The 17,753-nt window shown below is 47.4% G+C and carries 20 protein-coding genes; 16 read left to right on the top strand and 4 right to left on the bottom strand.

The annotated features are described in order from the left end of the window. Nucleotides 1-12 precede the first annotated feature (12 nt). From BC351_RS33665 to BC351_RS33620, 11 genes are all read left to right on the top strand, one after another. Nucleotides 13-315 (top strand): hypothetical protein, encoded by a 303-nt coding sequence (locus tag BC351_RS33665; protein WP_079419288.1) that lies wholly within the window; start codon nt 13-15, stop codon nt 313-315. Nucleotides 316-389: 74 nt separating this feature from the next. Beyond that, nucleotides 390-2,273, top strand: a complete 1,884-nt coding sequence (locus tag BC351_RS33660; RefSeq protein ID WP_158082317.1) for a glycosyltransferase family 4 protein — start codon at nt 390-392, stop codon at nt 2,271-2,273. Continuing rightward, the gene (wecB, locus tag BC351_RS33655; RefSeq protein ID WP_079419284.1) at nt 2,270-3,361 is read left to right on the top strand and encodes a non-hydrolyzing UDP-N-acetylglucosamine 2-epimerase; all 1,092 of its coding nucleotides are present in this window, start codon (nt 2,270-2,272) and stop codon (nt 3,359-3,361) included. Before BC351_RS33660 ends, wecB begins: the two co-directional genes overlap by 4 nt. Continuing rightward, nucleotides 3,351-4,337 carry an SDR family NAD(P)-dependent oxidoreductase gene (locus tag BC351_RS33650; protein ID WP_079419282.1) on the top strand — a complete coding sequence of 329 codons (987 nt, stop codon included), beginning with the start codon at nt 3,351-3,353 and terminating at the stop codon, nt 4,335-4,337. The genes wecB and BC351_RS33650 overlap by 11 nt, the downstream gene beginning before the upstream one ends. Further along, a complete protein-coding gene (locus tag BC351_RS33645) occupies nt 4,334-5,170 on the top strand; it encodes a dTDP-4-dehydrorhamnose reductase family protein (RefSeq protein WP_079419280.1) in 837 nt (278 codons plus the stop codon). Before BC351_RS33650 ends, BC351_RS33645 begins: the two co-directional genes overlap by 4 nt. Further along, a complete protein-coding gene (locus BC351_RS33640; protein WP_144028604.1) occupies nt 5,167-6,066 on the top strand; it encodes an NAD-dependent epimerase/dehydratase family protein in 900 nt (299 codons plus the stop codon). The genes BC351_RS33645 and BC351_RS33640 overlap by 4 nt, the downstream gene beginning before the upstream one ends. A 10-nt stretch (nt 6,067-6,076) precedes the next feature. Further along, entirely contained in the window at nt 6,077-6,793 is a 717-nt protein-coding gene (locus BC351_RS33635; RefSeq protein WP_079419276.1) for a glycosyltransferase, read from the top strand. A 5-nt stretch (nt 6,794-6,798) separates the two neighbouring features. After that, nucleotides 6,799-7,527, top strand: a complete 729-nt coding sequence (locus BC351_RS33630; protein WP_079419274.1) for a glycosyltransferase — start codon at nt 6,799-6,801, stop codon at nt 7,525-7,527. A 14-nt stretch (nt 7,528-7,541) separates the two neighbouring features. Continuing rightward, the gene (locus BC351_RS33625; protein ID WP_079419272.1) at nt 7,542-8,762 is read left to right on the top strand and encodes a glycosyltransferase family 4 protein; all 1,221 of its coding nucleotides are present in this window, start codon (nt 7,542-7,544) and stop codon (nt 8,760-8,762) included. 18 nt (nt 8,763-8,780) lie between these two features. Further along, nucleotides 8,781-8,957, top strand: coding sequence for a hypothetical protein (locus BC351_RS42815; RefSeq protein ID WP_167388051.1), 177 nt, complete (start codon nt 8,781-8,783; stop codon nt 8,955-8,957). A 39-nt stretch (nt 8,958-8,996) separates the two neighbouring features. Beyond that, nucleotides 8,997-9,584, top strand: a complete 588-nt coding sequence (locus tag BC351_RS33620) for a class I SAM-dependent methyltransferase (RefSeq protein WP_079419270.1) — start codon at nt 8,997-8,999, stop codon at nt 9,582-9,584. Between the two features lie 644 nt (nt 9,585-10,228). On the opposite strand, the gene BC351_RS33615 is transcribed toward BC351_RS33620, so the two are convergent. From BC351_RS33615 to BC351_RS33600, 4 genes are read right to left on the bottom strand one after another with little or no spacing between them, the layout of a single operon-like run. After that, nucleotides 10,229-10,870 (bottom strand): DUF1796 family putative cysteine peptidase, encoded by a 642-nt coding sequence (locus tag BC351_RS33615; RefSeq protein WP_079419268.1) that lies wholly within the window; start codon nt 10,868-10,870, stop codon nt 10,229-10,231. Between the two features lie 13 nt (nt 10,871-10,883). Further along, complete coding sequence (locus BC351_RS33610) at nt 10,884-11,510, bottom strand: DUF1796 family putative cysteine peptidase (protein WP_079419266.1); 627 nt, start codon at nt 11,508-11,510, stop codon at nt 10,884-10,886. A gap of 42 nt (nt 11,511-11,552) precedes the next feature. Further along, entirely contained in the window at nt 11,553-12,176 is a 624-nt protein-coding gene (locus BC351_RS33605) for a DUF1796 family putative cysteine peptidase (protein ID WP_079419264.1), read from the bottom strand. Beyond that, the gene (locus BC351_RS33600; protein ID WP_079419262.1) at nt 12,173-12,808 is read right to left on the bottom strand and encodes a DUF1796 family putative cysteine peptidase; all 636 of its coding nucleotides are present in this window, start codon (nt 12,806-12,808) and stop codon (nt 12,173-12,175) included. Before BC351_RS33600 ends, BC351_RS33605 begins: the two co-directional genes overlap by 4 nt. Before the next feature lie 273 nt (nt 12,809-13,081). On the opposite strand from BC351_RS33600, the gene BC351_RS33595 reads away from it, so the two are divergent. Genes BC351_RS33595 through BC351_RS33575 form a run of 5 tightly spaced genes read left to right on the top strand, consistent with a single transcriptional unit; the run spans nt 13,082 to nt 17,474 of the window. After that, a complete protein-coding gene (locus BC351_RS33595) occupies nt 13,082-13,465 on the top strand; it encodes a hypothetical protein (RefSeq protein WP_079419260.1) in 384 nt (127 codons plus the stop codon). Between the two features lie 31 nt (nt 13,466-13,496). Further along, nucleotides 13,497-13,844, top strand: coding sequence for a hypothetical protein (locus tag BC351_RS33590; protein ID WP_079419258.1), 348 nt, complete (start codon nt 13,497-13,499; stop codon nt 13,842-13,844). A gap of 17 nt (nt 13,845-13,861) precedes the next feature. Next, on the top strand, nt 13,862-14,926 hold the full coding sequence (locus BC351_RS33585) for a glycosyltransferase family 4 protein (RefSeq protein WP_079419256.1): 1,065 nt from the start codon (nt 13,862-13,864) through the stop codon (nt 14,924-14,926). Between the two features lie 60 nt (nt 14,927-14,986). Then, nucleotides 14,987-16,222 (top strand): sialidase family protein, encoded by a 1,236-nt coding sequence (locus BC351_RS33580; RefSeq protein WP_079419254.1) that lies wholly within the window; start codon nt 14,987-14,989, stop codon nt 16,220-16,222. Nucleotides 16,223-16,256: 34 nt separating this feature from the next. Next, nucleotides 16,257-17,474: a sialidase family protein gene (locus BC351_RS33575; protein WP_079419252.1), complete on the top strand. Its 1,218-nt coding sequence runs from the start codon at nt 16,257-16,259 to the stop codon at nt 17,472-17,474. The last annotated feature ends 279 nt before the right edge of the window (nt 17,475-17,753 follow it).

The raw sequence follows: 17,753 nt of genomic DNA, 5'->3' as shown, positions 1-17,753 counted from the left end.
GAAGCGAGGTGCATGACTATGATTCCAAAAACAAAGGTGCGTAAGCTCACACTCAAAAGAAGTTTGCGCAAAAAGAAAGTCACCGCTCAGACGAAGGTTCGACTGAAGAAGAAACCAGTGGCTAAGAAAAAGCAAAAAGTTTCACGCTTAAGGAAAACGCCTCGGATCCGTTCCAAACGTAAACTGGCTCGGAAACCCAAACAGATCATCGCCACGATTCCTTACAATAAAGCCTTCGATGAAGCTTACAATGAGGGCTTCAACATCGGCTTTGCACAAGGATATGCCTTGGAGCAAGAGCAGCCAGCCGTATAAGGCTACCCGTTTCGCCCATGTTTGAAATAAGGAGGTGAATTCCATACCTGGTTCATGCAACGGGTATGTTACACATGTCGACTCCATACCAGCCTAAGGTGCTTTTATTTTCACATATTTGCAATCCCGATCATATTACCGGAGCAGAAAAATTACTGCTGTTCATGACGTTGGAGCTTAGACGTCATTATGCGTGTACGCTGGTCGTCCCCAAGGAAGGACTTTTAGCGGAAGAAGCCAGACGCCAAGGTGTGGCAACGGTCGTTCAAGCTTTTCCGCTTCTGTACGACATGTATCATCCAACAGAGTCTTTGCCGCACTTGCATCAAGAATTGCTGGGACATTCCGATATGGCGGGCTTATTGGATCTACTCTTCATTCATGAACCGGATCTGGTTATCACCAACACTTGTGTTAACCTTTTGCCGGCCGCTGCCGCAAAGAAACTGGAAATTCCCGTAGCATGGATTATAGCCGAATCCATTCAATCGAATGCTTTTACGCCTATCAGTGCGGAGTTCATGGATCACTATGCAGATTGGATCGTAGGCATCTCGGAAGCCACACTGCAGCCGTTGCAGAGCCACATTCGCCGTGCCAAGAAATTCGTTCTGCCGCCTTCCTGGCATCCGGAGCAATATGAGTCCAGGGAATGGCCGGCTAGACGGCAAAATAAACGTGCCGAGCTTGGCATCTATGACGAGCGTCCTGTTGTTGGTTATATTTCTTCCGATATCTATGCGAATAAAGGGCTGGATCACTTCATTCAGATGGGCATCACCATTTGTGAACAGAATCGCACGGCCCACTTTATGATTACAGGTAAACCGGCAGATCCCGTGTATATGGAATCCTGCATTCAAATGATTTTGCTCTCCGGCTATTCTGCTCAATTCACACTGCTTCCCTTCGATCCTGACATTCAATCTGTTTACCCAGCCATGGATATTGTTGTTATTCCCAGTCTGCTTAATGAGGGCTTTGGACTCACCGCCTTAGAGGGCTTGATCTTCGGTAAAGCCGTTGTAGCCTACCGATCTGGCGGATTAGGAGAAATTCTATCTTCGACAGGCAATGAGCTCTTCCTCGCGCATAAAGGCGATATTCGAGATCTTACAAGCAAAGTACAGCATCTGGTCTCGGATGGGGGAGCGCGTCAGCAAGCCAGCCAGCAAAACAGTCAAGCCATTGGGCAAGTATTCGGCATCGAGGCTTACCGCAACCGATTGGACCGTTTCCTCTCCATACTTCGGCCGTACATGGATGCCAAAAGAGCAAGCAGGCTTAGTGCTCCGCACTATCCAGATCAGTTTCTGCTGAAGGGCGAAGCCTCCAATACGGTGTTTCTGATTGAACAAGGGCTGAAACGTCCGGTTGCAACCGGTCTTGATTTTCAATTCTATAAATACGACTGGAACCGTGTCGGTATTGTTCAAGATCGGCAGCTAACCTCCCATCCTACTGGTGCGGCAATACGAGCGGAAGAACCTTTCTTGCAGCATGCTCCTGCCATCTTCGTTGCTAGAGGCCAGGGACCGACGGTTTACCTCATACAGCATGGCATTCGCTATCCATTCAGCTCGGAAGGCGCGATGCAGCGTTATGGCTATACGTTTAATCAAATTGTGCAGCTGCCTGAGCGAGGTCTTCTCTCCTACGCGCTTGGCCTTCCAATCGCTGGCGGGGATAGTGGAAAGCCAGCAAAATTAAAACGTAAGATCAAAGTCAAGCGAAGTGCGAGAAGAAAGATAAAAAAAGGGGCAAAGCTGAGACGAAGCGGAATACGATTTGCCAAAGGTGGAGTGAAGGCGCGCAAACGAAAGGCGGCTGTTCGGAAGACGAAAGCTGCAAAGAAGATATCGCGAATTCGTAAACCGTCGGGAAGACGCGCTAGAAACGGTTCTGCCCGACAGAAGTCGAGACACCAAAGATTCGCGAAGGTAGGAGGGAAGAAATGAAAATCGCAACAGTGCTAGGAACCCGGCCTGAGATTATTCGGCTCAGCCTCATCATTCAGAAGCTGGATGAATTAGCCGACGAACACATTCTTATTCATACGGGGCAGAATTTCACGGCCACTTTAAGCGACGTCTTCTTCGAAGAGCTGGGGCTGCGTCAACCGGATTATCTGCTGAACAATCAGCAGATGACGTTAGGCGGCCAGCTTGCTGTCTTATTCGCCGAGTTGGAGCGGATATTTACGTTGGAGCGGCCAGATAAAGTGCTTGTGCTGGGGGATACGAATAGTGCGCTGAGCAGCATTCTCGCCGAGCGCATGGGCATCCCCGTTATTCATATGGAAGCGGGCAATCGCTGCTTTGATCTTGCGGTTCCGGAAGAGAAGAATCGCAAGGTCATTGACGCTATTTCGAGTATTAATATGCCGTATACCAGATACAGTCGAGACAATTTGCTTCGCGAGGGAGTTCCCAGCCAGCGCATTATTGTGACCGGCAATCCCATTTATGAAGTGATGACCCACTACGAGGAGCAGATTAAGCAAAGCGATATTTTGGCAAAGCTTGGTTTGACAGACGAACCTTATTTCCTAGTGACAACGCATCGCGCTGAAAATGTGGACCATCCAGAGCGGCTTTCCCAGATTATGCAAGGACTCAATCTCGTTGCTGAAGCTTTCGGCCATAAAGTAATCTGCAGCATCCATCCTCGGACGAAGTCAAGACTGGAGAAGGATGGCACTGTCAGGCATCCCCTAGTTCAGTTTCATGAGCCTTTTGGATTTTTTGACTTCGTGCATTTGGAGCAGCATGCCTTCTGCGCCTTGACGGACAGTGGAACGGTGCAGGAGGAGTGCTGCATTTTCCATGTCCCCACGGTGACCATACGTACAACAACCGAACGTCCAGAGACCATTGATTGCGGCAGCAACGTTGTGTCGGGTCTTGAGGCGGAGCAAATATTGGACGCGGTGAAAGTGATGGTGAGCTTCCCGGCAGACTGGCAGCGCCCGGATGGTTATCTGGATACGCAAGTATCCCAGAAAGTCGTTCAATATTTATTAGGAGGTAAAAAGCATGTTTACTAATGCGACAATCTTGGTGACCGGCGGAACCGGATCCTGGGGTTATGAGCTCATTGAACAACTGCTTAGGGAAGATCCTAAGAAGATTATTGTGTTCTCCCGTAATGAATCCACCCAGGTGGCGATGAAACGGACCTTTGAAGATTCTAGACTTAGCTTCTGTATCGGAGATGTCCGGGATAAGGATGCTTTGACGAAAGCATGTGAAAAGGTCGATTACTTGTTTCACTTAGCAGCGCTCAAGCATGTTCCTGTTTGCGAGGATCAGCCGTATGAAGCCCTGAAGACGAATGTGATCGGAACGCAAAACGTTATTGAAGCAGCCATTGAGAATAAAGTCAAAAAAGTCATCAATATTTCAACGGACAAAGCGGCGAATCCCTCGAACTTTTATGGCATGACCAAAGCGATAGGCGAGAAGTTGATTGTTCATGCGAATCTACTCAGTGATTATACGAAGTTTGTCTGTGTCCGTGGCGGCAACGTGCTTGGGACAAATGGCAGTGTCATTCACTTATTCATGAAGCAAATTCGCGAGAAAAATCAAATCGGGATTACGGATAAAGCAATGACCCGCTTCTTTCTAACCAAAGAGGAGGCTATCTCTCTATTGCTTCGTGGAGCGAAGGAAGGCAAAGGCGGAGAAATCTTCGTTATGACCATGCCAACCTGCAAAATTATGGATCTCGCCGAAGTTTTGATGGAAGAGATGGGCAAACACAACGTCGATGTCATTGAACTTGGTGTTCGGCCAGGAGAGAAAATTCACGAGATTCTGCTTTCAGAGTTCGAGAGTCATTATACGATTGCCTATGACAAGGATTATTTAGCTATTTTACCAACGATCGATATCCCTGGGTTGCGCGAATATTATGCGGATTATCCGAAGGTGCCTTTTGAAAGCTTTAGCTCAGAGGGGCCTTTGATGAGCAAGATAGAGATTAAATCGCTTCTCGTTCGAGGGGGGTTCCTGGTATGAAGCAAAAGCTGCTAATCCTTGGCGGACGAGGAATGTTGGGAAGTATGCTCGTTGATTATTTCCAGGCATGCAGCAGCTATCATGTTTATTTCACGACAAGAGACAAAACGTGCTCAGAGGGTCTGTATCTGGATGCGGAAGATGCGGTATTGCTGGAGAAGGTCATCGAAACGGTACGGCCGACAATTACCATTAATTGCATGGGGATTTTGAATCAATTCGCTGAGAACAACCCGAAGCATGCCTTCTGGATTAATGGCTTGATTCCTCACAGAATCGCGCAAGCCATGGACAACGTGAAAGGCAAGCTGATCCACATCAGCTCAGATTGTGTGTTCTCCGGCGAGACCGGAGGACATACCGAGTGGGACATTCCCAACGGAACTTCCATTTATGCCAGATCCAAGGCACTCGGGGAGGTAACAGCGAGTCCGCATCTGACCATTCGGACCTCGATCATCGGACCGGAGGTCAGCGAACATGGGATTGGCCTGCTGCACTGGTTCCTGAAGCAGAAGGGAGAGATTAACGGTTACAGTGAAGCGTGGTGGAACGGTGTTACCACCCTGGAGCTTGCTCACTGTATCCGTCACGTCATTGATGAGGATCCCGTATCAGGGATCCTTAACATTACGGCCCCGGAGCGGATTAGCAAGTTCGAGCTGCTGAACTTGTTTCAGCGTGTTTTTCAGAAAGAGGATGTTGTGATTCGTATGGATGATAAGGTGAAGCTGGATCGCACGCTTCGGCAGAGTCGTGAAGACTTTCATTACGTCGTTCCAAACTATGAAACCATGCTCTATGAATTGAAAAACTGGATGTGTACGCAATGAAAACGATTCTTATAACGGGGGCGAACGGTTTTACGGGGCAGCATGCTTGCCGGCATTTTGTGCAAAAAGGGCTGCAGGTTGCTGCGGTATCACGCTATAAGAATTCATCCGTGCCTGGTGTACATTCTCACATAGCCGATTTGACGAAGGTCGAGCAGGTGAACGCCTTAATAAAGATGACCCAACCTGATTATGTCCTGCATCTGGCAGGCAAAAATGCCGTAGGAGAATCATGGCTGGAGCCCCTTGCTTACATGGAAAGCAATATGATGTCGACCTTATATTTGCTGGATGCGCTGCGATCTGTCCCGCAATGCCGTGTTGTCGTCATTGGTTCTATGCTCAGCTATGTACCAGCGGACGGGCAGGCCCCTCCTAGTCCTTACAGCATGAGCAAGTCTTTCCAGACCTGGGGCGCACTCGGTTGGGCGCATTTGTTTCAACAGCAGATTATGATAGCCAAATCTTCTAATCTGGTCGGGCCAGGGCCTTCCAACGGCATCTGCGGGCTTCTGGCCCGCGCGTCTGTGGAAGCAGAGGCGGGCACGAGGACAGCTCCGTTCAAGCTGTCCTCGCTTATTGAAGAACGTGACTATCTGGATGTCAGGGATGCTGTTGCCGCCTATGAGCGGATACTCGAATACGGCATCCCCGGCAGCGTGTATCCGGTAGCCTCGGGTCTGAACCGAACGTTGGGAGATATCGTGAATGCACTGAAGCCGCTGACAGAGAAAGAACTACCCATTCAATCTGATCAGCTTAGCGGGTATGTGCCTCCTGCCCCGATTCAGACGCAGTTGACTCGTGATTTGGGCTGGAGTCCTGCATTTGCTTTGGAGGATTCCTTACGGGACGCGCTCGTTTATTTTCGTCAGCTAGGATTAACCAAGAGGTAGAGGTGAAAGCATGTATCCGAAAGTTTCAATCATTATCCCCTTCTATAACGATCCTTATATTGAGCAAGCTATTGTAAGTGCGTTAGGCCAGACTTACCCGAACATCGAAATTATCGTGGTAGATGACGGCTCTACCATGCATCAAGAGAAAATTGCCCCATTTCTGTCCCGAATCCACTATCTGGGCAAAGCGAATGGCGGAACGGCGAGCGCTCTGAATTACGGCATCCGGATGGCTACAGGGCATTATATTGTCTGGCTCAGCTCGGATGACATGCTGTATCCGGATAAGGTAGAGCGCCAATTGCTGTTCATGCTGGAGCATCATTCTGCAATCAGTTATACCTCTTTTGACGAAATAGACGGCTATAACAATGTCATTGGTCGACATAAGTCTATTTTCCTTCCGAATCAGGCTGAGCTTGTTCGTGCATTTATGAGCTATGATCCAATCAACGGATGTACGGTAATGCTGAAAAAAGAACTATTTGCCATCATCGGTTATTTTAATGAAGCTCTTCTTTATACGCAAGATTACGATCTGTGGATTCGTACGTTATTAGGAAGAGTTCATATTCATTATTTGAACGTGCCGCTGACCATGTATCGTTGGCATGGGGAAATGGGAACTAAAAAGCATTGGCCGGCGATTTTGAGTGAAATCGAACATATTCAAGCTTACTACCGGGATAGTTTGCTGAATTATGTCCATCAATTGGGGGGGTAATACCGATGCATCCACGCGTATCCGTCATCATCCCTTTTTATAATTGTCCTTATGTGCATCAAGCCATTCAAAGTGTTCTGCAGCAGACGTATCCCAACATCGAAATTATTGTCGTAGACGACGGGTCTACCCAATATGTCGACCTTATCCTTCCGTACAGGAACAAAGTCCACTATTTGGGCAAAAAGAACGGAGGAACGGCCAGTGCGATAAATCACGGAATAAGCATGGCCTCAGGAGCTTACGTCGCTTGGTTGAGCTCGGATGATATGTTTTATCCTCAGAAAATCCAAAATCAGGTGTCGTTCATGCTGCATAATCACTCCTTGGCCAGCTATACCCCGTATGATGCAATGGACGCAAATAGCCATGTCTACCAAAGAAATATAGGTCATGTCATGCCAGGTGAGATTGCCCTTTGTCAAGGTTTTATTAAAGGTCTAAATCCCATTAACGGTTGTACGATCATGGTGAAAAGATCCGTATTTGACATAGTGGGTTACTTTAACGAGCAATTACGCTTTACTCAGGACTACGACATGTGGGTTCGACTTATGCTGCATGGTGTTAAGTTCGATTATTTACCCGAACCCCTGACGATGTACCGAGTTCATGAGCGCATGGGCACTGTCCGGCATCAGTCGGAGATGTTTCCTGAATACGAGGCTGTTCAGCGGCAATATACACAGCCTTTGAACTATCGGATACGCCAGCTAGAGGAAATTTCTTTTTGAAATGAGGGGGATTTGTGAAAATACTGTTGGCAACCCACTGGCTGATTCCCCACGTTGGCGGTGTATGGGCATTCATGGAGCAGCTCAAGAAGAGGTTGGAGTCCATGGGGCATGTCGTGGATATGCTCGGCAACAGCCCGGATTATTCGAAAATCCATATCGTGAATCGCAATCTGGAAATTGCCAAATCCCAGCTTCTGCCGCTGCTGGAAACGAAACTGAATGCTCATAATCAGCCTTTGCTGAATTTGAGCCCGATCATTCGCTACCATGAATATGAACGCTATTGCATGGAGTTGTCTGCTGCCTATTTTGATTTAAGCCAATACGATCTCATCCATACGCAAGATGTGTTATCGACACGTTCAATCAGTCGGGTGAAGCCTAAACATGTCGCTCATGTCGCGCATATTCACGGCTGTGTCGCGACAGAGATGATGCTGCATTATCAGTTGAACCCGCAGCTCGGTATTACCGAAAGCTCGCCGGAGCTGAAGTATTTCCGCAGTCTGGAGCATTATGGCGCTACTTCCTGCGATATTACGGTCACATCCACGCATTGGATGAAGGATTTGCTCATTAATGAATTTGCAGTTCCCCGTGGGCAAGTCACAGTGTTCCAATATGGGTTTGATGCTAGTGAATTTAACCTAAAAAGTAAGAGAAGCACGTCCATTCGACGTCCCGAGGGCAAGAAAGTTATCATATGTCCGGCTAGACTTGTATTTGTCAAAGGCATTAATGTGCTGATCTCGGCTTTGGCGCATCTAAAGCAGATTCGGCAGGATTGGGTATGCTGGATTGTCGGAGATGGAGAATTGCGAAGTGAGTTGGAGCAGCTCAGCCTGAGGCTGGGATTGCAGCAAGAGGTTGCCTTCTTGGGACGCCGGGATGACGTTCCTGCTTTATTGCAGCAATCTGATATTTTTGCCCATCCCTGCTTGCAGGATAATCAACCTTATTCCGTGGTGGAGGCGCAGTTTGCCGGATTGCCTGCCGTCGTTTCGAATGCTGGGGGATTGCCGGAAATGGTTGATCACGGACATACAGGATTGATTTCACCTGTCGGGGATGCGGAAACCTTAGCCTTGAACATGGCCTTCTTGCTGGAAAACGATAAGGTCAGGAAGCAATTCGGCCGGACTGCCAAGGCGTGGGCACAGGATCATTGGTCCATGGATCTTATGATGGGGCGAGTGCTTGACGTTTACGAGAGAGCACTCCGTATAAAGTGATCAAAGGAGGCGGAGGGTATGGATTCATCATCCCGATTTTTAGTGCTTGGCGACTTGTATAATTGTTTGTTCACTGTTCAAACGTCAAACTTTAATCAACTGGTTGATTACGTCATTTGGAATCAGGTGAAAGCTTCGCTGCCCAAGGATTATACACTTCCGGATCTGCTTATTCTCCATGCGCTTTCAGAATGAACGACAACCTGCTTATTTGAATTGAAGGAGTAGTGAAATATGACGACTTATTGGGATCATGTCGATCCAGATGAATTCTTGCAGACAGATGAGGAAGGGTACAACAAATCGATACGCAAGCTGTTCCGGGATTTGGTTGGCCATTTGCAGATTCAAACGATCCTGGAAGTAGGGTGCGGACCTGGCGTCGACTATGTAGGAGCCTCCCAAACACGTCCGAGCATTGATTATACAGGCGTAGACATTACCCCGCAGATGATCGAGCACTGCCAGCGTCTTTATCCACATGGGAAATTCCAGCTAGCCGATATTTACAGCCTGCCTTTTGCTGACAATACATTCGAGCTGGTGTACTGCAAGGATGTCTTGAATCATTTGGACACGTGGGAGAAAGGCTTTGAGGAGCTTCATCGCGTTAGCCAGAAGTATATACTGGTTAACTTCTTTTATGGCTTGGGGGCTACGACGGTCAAAGAGAAGCAGGATCACGGTACCCATATCAACAATTGGTACGATTGGAATGAAGTCATGACCACGCTGGTCGCCTCGCGTCCCTTGTCGCTTGTTGTTTTCCCAAGGGTCTGCAACTCCTATGAAGAAACGTTAATTTTGCTGCAAAAGGTATAGCGTGCGTAGGGATGAAGCCGTGTAGTAGGGCTGAAATACGTTCATACGTGCTTAAAGTTAGGAAGAATGAGAGGGGCTGTCCCAAACGTAGATATTCTACGTGAGGACAGCTCTTTTTTATGGTGATTTTCGAGAAAAGAGTTAGCTAGCAGGGGAATTCCTGCAAATATGCATCCTTTTCGTCTTGGAACTAAGCATAAATGTGAAAAGCCTGCGATTATGCATCCTTTTAGGACCTTTTTTCGGTTCTAGAACGAAAAAGCTTAAAAAGCCTGCATAATCGCAGGCTTTCTCGATTTTCAGGCGATTTGATCGAAAAAGCCTGCACTTTCGCAGGCTTTTCGAAATCAGTGTGCCACGGTAGTCCCACTCATCGCCCCCAGCCGAACTCGTCGCCCTCAGTCGAACACATCGTCTCCAGCTGAACGCGATCCTCGGTCGAACGCGCTCTCGGTCGAACGCGCTATTCGGTCGGGCGCGCTATTCGGTCGAACTCGCCCTCAGTCGAACTCATCTCCCAGTCCCACTCATCGCCCCCAGCCGAACTCGTCGCCCTCTGTCGGACACATCGTCTCCAGCCGAACTCATCTCCCAGTCCCCCTCTTCCCCTCTTCCCCTCGAGTCCCCCTCATCCCCCTCGAGTCCTACTCATTCGCAAGGTCCCTATAGTAAATATCTTTGAAAATGCTCTTCCACAAGTTGTCATTGCCATGCAGCATATCATGATTGGGCAGCTCGATGGTGCATACGCGTTCAATCGGCCAATCTGTTTCGAGGATATGTTGGCGATCGGTATATTGGCCAAACAAAATCCGGAAATCATGCTTTACTAGCTTGGAGAGTGTCCGCTGCAGTTCCTCGACTTGATGGCTGTTGCCGCCGGTTCGAATGAATAGGAGTCTGCGGCTGTTTTCTAATTTGTCGAGGAATCGTTCGATGCGCCGATCGTATTTTTCTTTGATCTCGGGGTAGGATTCTAAGCCCGCCATTGTATTTTTTTTGACGGAAAAATCATGAGCACTGTCGATGTGATAAGTCTCGTCTCTCACAATATAGTTGAAGGGGCCGTAGTCTTCGCCGACAACCTTCAAATTTCTAAACTCCATGAAATCGCTAAAGCGATTATTCAAAAGCCGGTTCACCTGAGACAAGTTGCCGGATACCATCCAATCCAGCACGCCGGCGTAGGGGCGCAGCTTATTTTTCTCCAGCTGAATAGCTGGAAAGCAGCTGTCTCCCAGACTAAAAAAGGCATCATAGGAGCCTTTGATTTCGGAAAGTTTCAAGGGGGTGACCTCCTTAGACGATGTGAATACCGTCCAATATTTCTTTCCACCAATGATCATTCGCCGTAAGAATGTTATCCATCGGAAGCTCAAGCGTACAAACGTTGTCATAGGTGCAGCGTGTTTCTATCATTTGCTGCACAGGACTATGCTTCACAAGAATTAAACGATAATCATGGGTCACGAGTTCAGAGAGGATGGCGTGCAGTTCGTCCACTTGTTCCTTCGTGTGGTTGCCGCAGCGAATAAACAAAAGGTGATGAGCTGTGTTCATTTTTTCCATAAAACGCTGAACCCTGCGATCATATTTGGCTTTAACCTCGGGGTAAGCGGTCAGCTCGTGCAGCGTATTTTTGCTGGTAAAAAAATCATGATTGGAAGAAAGCTGATATGCTTCGTCCAAAACCAATAGATTTTTACCGTAGGCTGTGCCTATGATTTTGAGGTTGGCTAATTCCATAAAGCCTTGAAACCGATTTTTGAGCAAGCGATTGACATCCGATAAGTTCAATGAAATCAACCAATCCAGTACGCCCGAGTAGGGGCGTAGCTTATTTTTTTCCAATTGAATGGATGGGGTACAGTGGTCCCCTAAGCTGAAGATGGCGTCATAATTGCCTTTAATCTGTGCCAGTTTCATTGGTTCCCCTCCCAATTCACATGTTGTAGGATAGAGCATGCTTCATTTCAGATAAATGCCCTGCAAGATTTGACCCCATAGCGGATCATTTCCAAACAACACATCGTCATTCGGGAGCTGAATGGAGCAGACGCCGGGCAGAGGCCACTCCGTTTCAACGATGCCTGTCACTTTCGTATGCTCGACGAACAGGATTGTGAAATGATGTGTAACAAGACCGCTCAAGACAGCGTGCAGCTCTCTTACTTCTTCAAGCGTCCCTCCTGTGCGGATGAATAAAAGATGGGAGCAAGTTGCTGTTTTCTCTAGGAATCGAGCAACACGACGGTCATATTTGGCCTTGACCTCCGGGTATGTCGCCAGATGATCAGCTGTATTGCGGGCTACAAAGAAGTCGTGATTGGAAGCGATATTGTAAGCCTCGTCAACAACCAAGAAAATTTTCTGGCTTGCATAACCCAGCACTTTGAGGTTGGGGAGTTCCATAAAGCCCTCAAAGCGATTCCGCAACAGACGGTTGACGTCTGATAATTGATGAGATCCCATCCAGTCGAGAACACCGGAGTAGGGACGAAGTTTATGCTTCTCTAATTGGATAGAGGGACCACATAGATCTCCTAAGCTGAAGATTGCATCGTAAGTTCCCTTAATGTCCGCTAATTTCATAGAGAAAGCTCCTCTCTTAGTTGAATTCCTTCCAGCAGTCTTCTCCATAAATGATCGTTGTTATGCCAAATCTCCTGATTGGGCAATTGGACCCAGCAGACGTTCTCAAGAGGACAATCCTTGTCGACAAGGTCGGGCACGACGGCATGCTGAACAAACAAGAGGCTGAAATCATAAGCAACAAGTTCTGTTAAAATGGCCTGCAGCTCCTCGACATGTTCGAAAGCATCTCCTGAACGCACAAAAAGGATTCGCCGCCGAGTGGCAAGGACGTCCCAAAAACGAGCGATTCGCCGCTCATATTTCGCTTTTACCTCCGGATATGCTGTCAATTGTGTGAGACTGTTTTTGCGAATAGAGAAATCGTGGTTGGATATGAAGGAGTACCGGGTGTCGAGTACCAGGAGCTGCTGGCCGGCATAGCCGAGAATTTGCAGATAAGGCAGTTCCATGAATCCCTCAAAACGCTGCTGAAGCAGACGATTGACATCGGAAAGGCGGTTGGAAATCATCCAATCGAGCACACCCGAATAGGGGCGCAAGGCGTTTTTCTCCAGCTGCATCGCGGGAACGCAAAGCCCTCCCAAGCTGAAAATAGCATCATACGAGCCTTTCAAGTCTACCAATCGCATAAGTTAACCTCCCTCAGAAACTTCTTCATGGAAAAGTTACTTCTATAGTAGATGCATCCCAAGGAGGATTGGATTGGACAAAAAGCAGGGAGTTGTTTCCCCAATTTACGAGATAATCCAGTCGTGAGATATAGGTACTTTCTAGTGGAAATATGCCCTTCCCTTTTGGTGTAAATTTCATACCTTAATAGAGTGAACATGCATGAGCCTGAACACCGATCACACCTATTTTGGGGCAAGGTTTACATGCGATTTAGAGAGGAAGTGACGACTATGCCTAAGTACACGCATGCAAATTCAGCAAATGAGGGGACATTTACGCCGTTTTTGATTACGGATAAGGAAGTTGTGCTCACCTCAGTCATTGCTATGCACGTTAGTCCAGGGAATCGAATCATTCTCCAGATGGAAGTGGGATGGGAGAAGCCGATGAACTGGGATATGGGGGAGATCGAAATTGTTTTGCGCAAAGATGCTCCGGACGGCCCCGTCGTATACTGGACATTGGAATCCTGCTTCGTAAGTGCCCATACCATCGTTGAGCAAGTTGAAATCGGAGAAAATCCCGTTCACGTTTATTACTTATCTGTCCTTTCATCAGAGCATCGTGCGATTATCGTGGGTCCTTATCTTTTGAAATGCACGGTTATGGAATAAAGAAGCCAATAGGTACGAGGAAGGTGAGCGAATGTCAATTTTTCGAATAGAAGCCAGTGAAAACTATGCCATCAATTCTAAATATATTCAGTCTTTTGATATCACTTTGCAAAATTTGGGCAATGAGGAATTCGATATGTTGATTCAGGGGACGAATCCTTCGGGGACGACCTTTACGTACTTATATCATTTGAATCCTGTGTCCGCTGCCAATTCCGTCATTCATATCCCTGATATTTATACAAACTATGAGTCCTTTTCATTGCTGCTTGTAACCAATATCAACACCTACGCCACAACGGCTGTCACCCTGCATATGAAAAGCAATGGACATGTGGTAGCAATATTCACACAAGATAACTTTGTCCGAATCCATTGAGAAAAGAGGAGAACAATGTGAATGTTCTTTTCGTTTATTATGTGCCAAGCGGCGGGGTGGATACCTTGAACCGTCTGAGATGCAAGGCGCTTAAACCTTATGGCATTCATGGTGATTGCCTCTATTATGGCTGGGGAGCCGGGATGCAAAATAAGCCGGATATCCCTTACTATGTAACTAGAAACGATATTGAAATTAAAAAGATCATTGATAAAGGCAATTATGACGCCATTGTGGTGACGACGGATTACGCATCCTTTCCAAGATTTCGCTTGCTTGGATATACCGGCAAGCTGGTCCTGGAAGTACAGGGATACGGTCCCAAGGATGTGGCTCGCAAAGAGCTTACACTGGCCATCCCTTACGTGAATGGTAATGTCGCTGGACTGCTTAACCCGCGAACGCCGCATATCGCTGCTTTATTTGAAGAATTATTCCCGGCTATTCCCCGGTTTAATTTCAATAATGCTTTTGATTCGCACTACTTTACCTATCGGGCTCTGCCTAAAGCCCAAGAACCGATTATCGGTTGGCTCGGACGTATTCAGGACAATAAAAATTGGCGTGAGTTTCTACAAATCGGCCACACCTTAATTCATCATGGATACCCCAAATTACAGTTGTGGATGTTTGAGGATCACCACTTAGCGGTGCCGGAGGAGCGGGTTCAATTTCATGAACTCGTGGAGCAGCTTCACCTGAAGGAGCATCTTACCTTGCGTTCCAATGTAGAACACGCTCAAATGCCAAGCTATTTTTCTATGATCGGAGATTCCGGAGGGCTCTTGTGTTCAACTTCTAAGGTAGAAGGGGCTCCCTATGCTGTTTTGGAAGCTATGAGCTGCCGTTGCCCGGTCTTATCGACATATTCGGATGGTGTATCCAGCTCGATCTATCACAATACTACAGGGAAGTATTACCAACAGGGCCATATCGCGCAAGCGATTGTTGAGGCCAAGGAATTGATGAGGAATTTGGAATTGCGGGAATCGATACGTGCGGCAGCTCAGCTTCTTGTGGAGCGCAATTTCAGCACAGATGCCTATGCCCAGCACTTCAAGGCTATGCTCGAAAGCATATAAGAAGAAGCAAGAATGCTTATGAGGCAAGTTACAATGAATGTAATCGGAGGAGGAAGTAGCGTGGCGAATTATCAAGTGACTCCCAGTGGCAATCCGAAGCAGGAGCCCTCAGTTGCCGTGAATTTACTGGATCTAACGACAGTCATGGCAACTGCAACAGACTTTTCCTCAGGGCCGCCATTGATTGGGATCTATCGCTCGATTAATGGCGGCGTGAATTGGGTTAATGCACTGCTGCCATTGCCTCCGGGTTATACCGGAGCTGAAGCAGGATTTGTTGCCTACGGTTTTCCGAATTTATTCATCGTCTCAGCGCATGTGTTTCCCAGTGATTCCAATGGGACGGTTGTTGCTTATCGGTCAACCGACAACGGCGTGACCTTTTCAGACCCTATTTTTGTCAATAAGGGCTACGGCACTTTTATTAATAACGACTGGACCAAAATTATTATTGATAATGCGCAATCCAGCCCCTACTTGGGTTATGTGTATGTCACGTATAACCGACAGTATAATGTCGATCTGGGAGGCAACTCTGTTGCTGGCTTCCAACGCTCAACAGACGGCGGGCTTACATGGGACCAGCCACAGTTCCTCTCGGATTTGATGGAGGATACGGAACGGGCCGATGTGGCGGTCAGTTTGAAAGGGACGGTGACCTTGGGATGGATCGATGTCAGTTCGGTAAATCCCGCTTTTTTCATTCGTATTTCATTAGATGGAGGGACGACCTTCGGATCACCCATCTTTGTCTCCAATGTTGTCCTTGTCCCGAGTCCCCTCCCAGTCACCGGTTACGAGTTTCGTGTACTTAATTTCTCCAATATGGCAGCCGATACGTCACTGACTCCTGGAACCAGCGGAAATCTGTATGCCGTCTGGCAGGATAACAGGCAAGGGTATGCGGACATTTTCCTCTCCCGATCACTAGACCAAGGACAAACCTGGAAAGCTCCGATTTCAGTAACGAACGCTCCGGCGGGATCACAGAATTTCTTCCCGGCTGTCGCCGTTTCTCCCAAAACAGGGACAGTGAAAATTTTATATTATACGAATCAACTGGATGGTTTTGATTTGGATACTTTCGTCTCTGAATCGAGCGATGGAGGCTTAACCTTCATCAATTCCAGAGTTTCCACTGTATCTTTTAACCCGAATGGGAACAGTCCTATCCCCACACCTCTGATTGGGGATTATATTGATTTGAGCATCGTACCACCCGATGACTTTCTAGGTGTTTGGACAGATACGAGGACAGGAACACAGACCATTTTTGCAGGAAACAATAATCCCTAAGTAAATTCAATACATGTTAATAAGGAGGATGGTTATGGCTAATGTTCAAGTCTCACCTCCAGGCGCGCTTGCTCAGCAACCGTATGTCGCTGTTAATTGGTTGAATACGAATAATATTCTCGTTAGCGCTACCGATTTTACTTCGGGACCACCGCTTGTTGCGGTGTATCTCTCTAATGATTCAGGCAATACCTGGTCGCCGACCATATTACCGCTTCCAAGCGGTTTTCTGGGAGGGGAATCCAATGTAGTGGCTTATGGATTTTCAAGTATTTTCCTCGTGGCATCGCATGTATTTAATGCCGTATCTGGCACAATCGTTGTCTATCGTTCTACAGATAATGGCATGACGTTCTCTGCTCCTATTATCGTAGCGCCCGGGTATGGCACCTTTACGAATAATGTGCAGGTGATCGTGGAAATCGATAATGCGCAGGCCAGCTCTTTCCAAGGGAATTCCTATTTGATTTATGTTCACGGATTCAATACGGATGTCATTGGTGGATCCACGGTCTTTTTTCAGCGGTCACTGGATGGGGGAGTTACATGGCAGCAGTCCGTACTCGTGTCTCCAGAGGCTAGCATCGTAACGCGATCCGATATCGGGATCGGGCTTTCGGGGATTGTCTATGTGGCTTATATTACACTGAGCCCAACTACGGAATTCAAAGTAAGCCGTTCTCTAGATGGGGGAGAAACCTTCTTACCTGCGGTTTCAGTATCTTCGGTGACGCTTGTTCCCGATGTGCTGCCAGTGACGGGCTATGGATTTCTTGTGCTGACATCAGCCAATATTGCGACAGATACGTCATCATTTCCGACAAGCGGGAACGTCTATGTAACTTGGCAGGACAATAGGCTTGGGTATGCGGCTATCTTTTTATCCACATCATTGGATGACGGCGTGACATGGAGCGCCCCATTATTAATATCGAATAGTGGGCCAGGCTTCCAAAATTTTTTCCCAGCGATCGCCGTCTCGCCGAAAACGGGTCTAATCACCGTTATTTACTATTCGAATCAGGCGGATGGTTTTGATTTAAATACTTATGTTGCCGAATCTTCCAACGGTGGCAACACGTTTACTGTTTCACAATTAAGCACAGCCCCCAGCAATCCGAATGCGGGAAGCGCCACACCAGTGACGACGATCGGCTATTATATCGACATAGCCAGCAGTCCGCCAGCTAACTTTATTGGTGTTTGGACAGATACAAGAACAGGGGCACAAGCAATCTTTTCGGGAACATAGGGCATTTGGGGGTTATCGGGCATTTGAGGGTTATCAGGCATTTGGAGGTTATCCTCCAATGCCTTTTTTTAATCACAATAGAAAGTACAAGTTTTCGGTTCCCGAAAATGGCTTTCTATTTGGTGGTATAACGTGTTTCTTGGAAGGCGAAGCGAGGCAGGAAAAAATTGTCCACCCCGCTCTGAATATTATTTGGACAACAGAAATTCGCTAATTTTGTATATGTGTCCAATCATTCTAGCAAGCAATGAATATAGTATTGGTAGATTCATAGAAAGG

The organism is Paenibacillus ferrarius, from assembly GCF_002027705.1.
Lineage (GTDB): Bacteria > Bacillota > Bacilli > Paenibacillales > NBRC-103111 > Paenibacillus_E > Paenibacillus_E ferrarius.
Note: the sequence above shows the minus strand (reverse complement) of the source record. Positions and strands in the feature narration are given on the sequence as shown.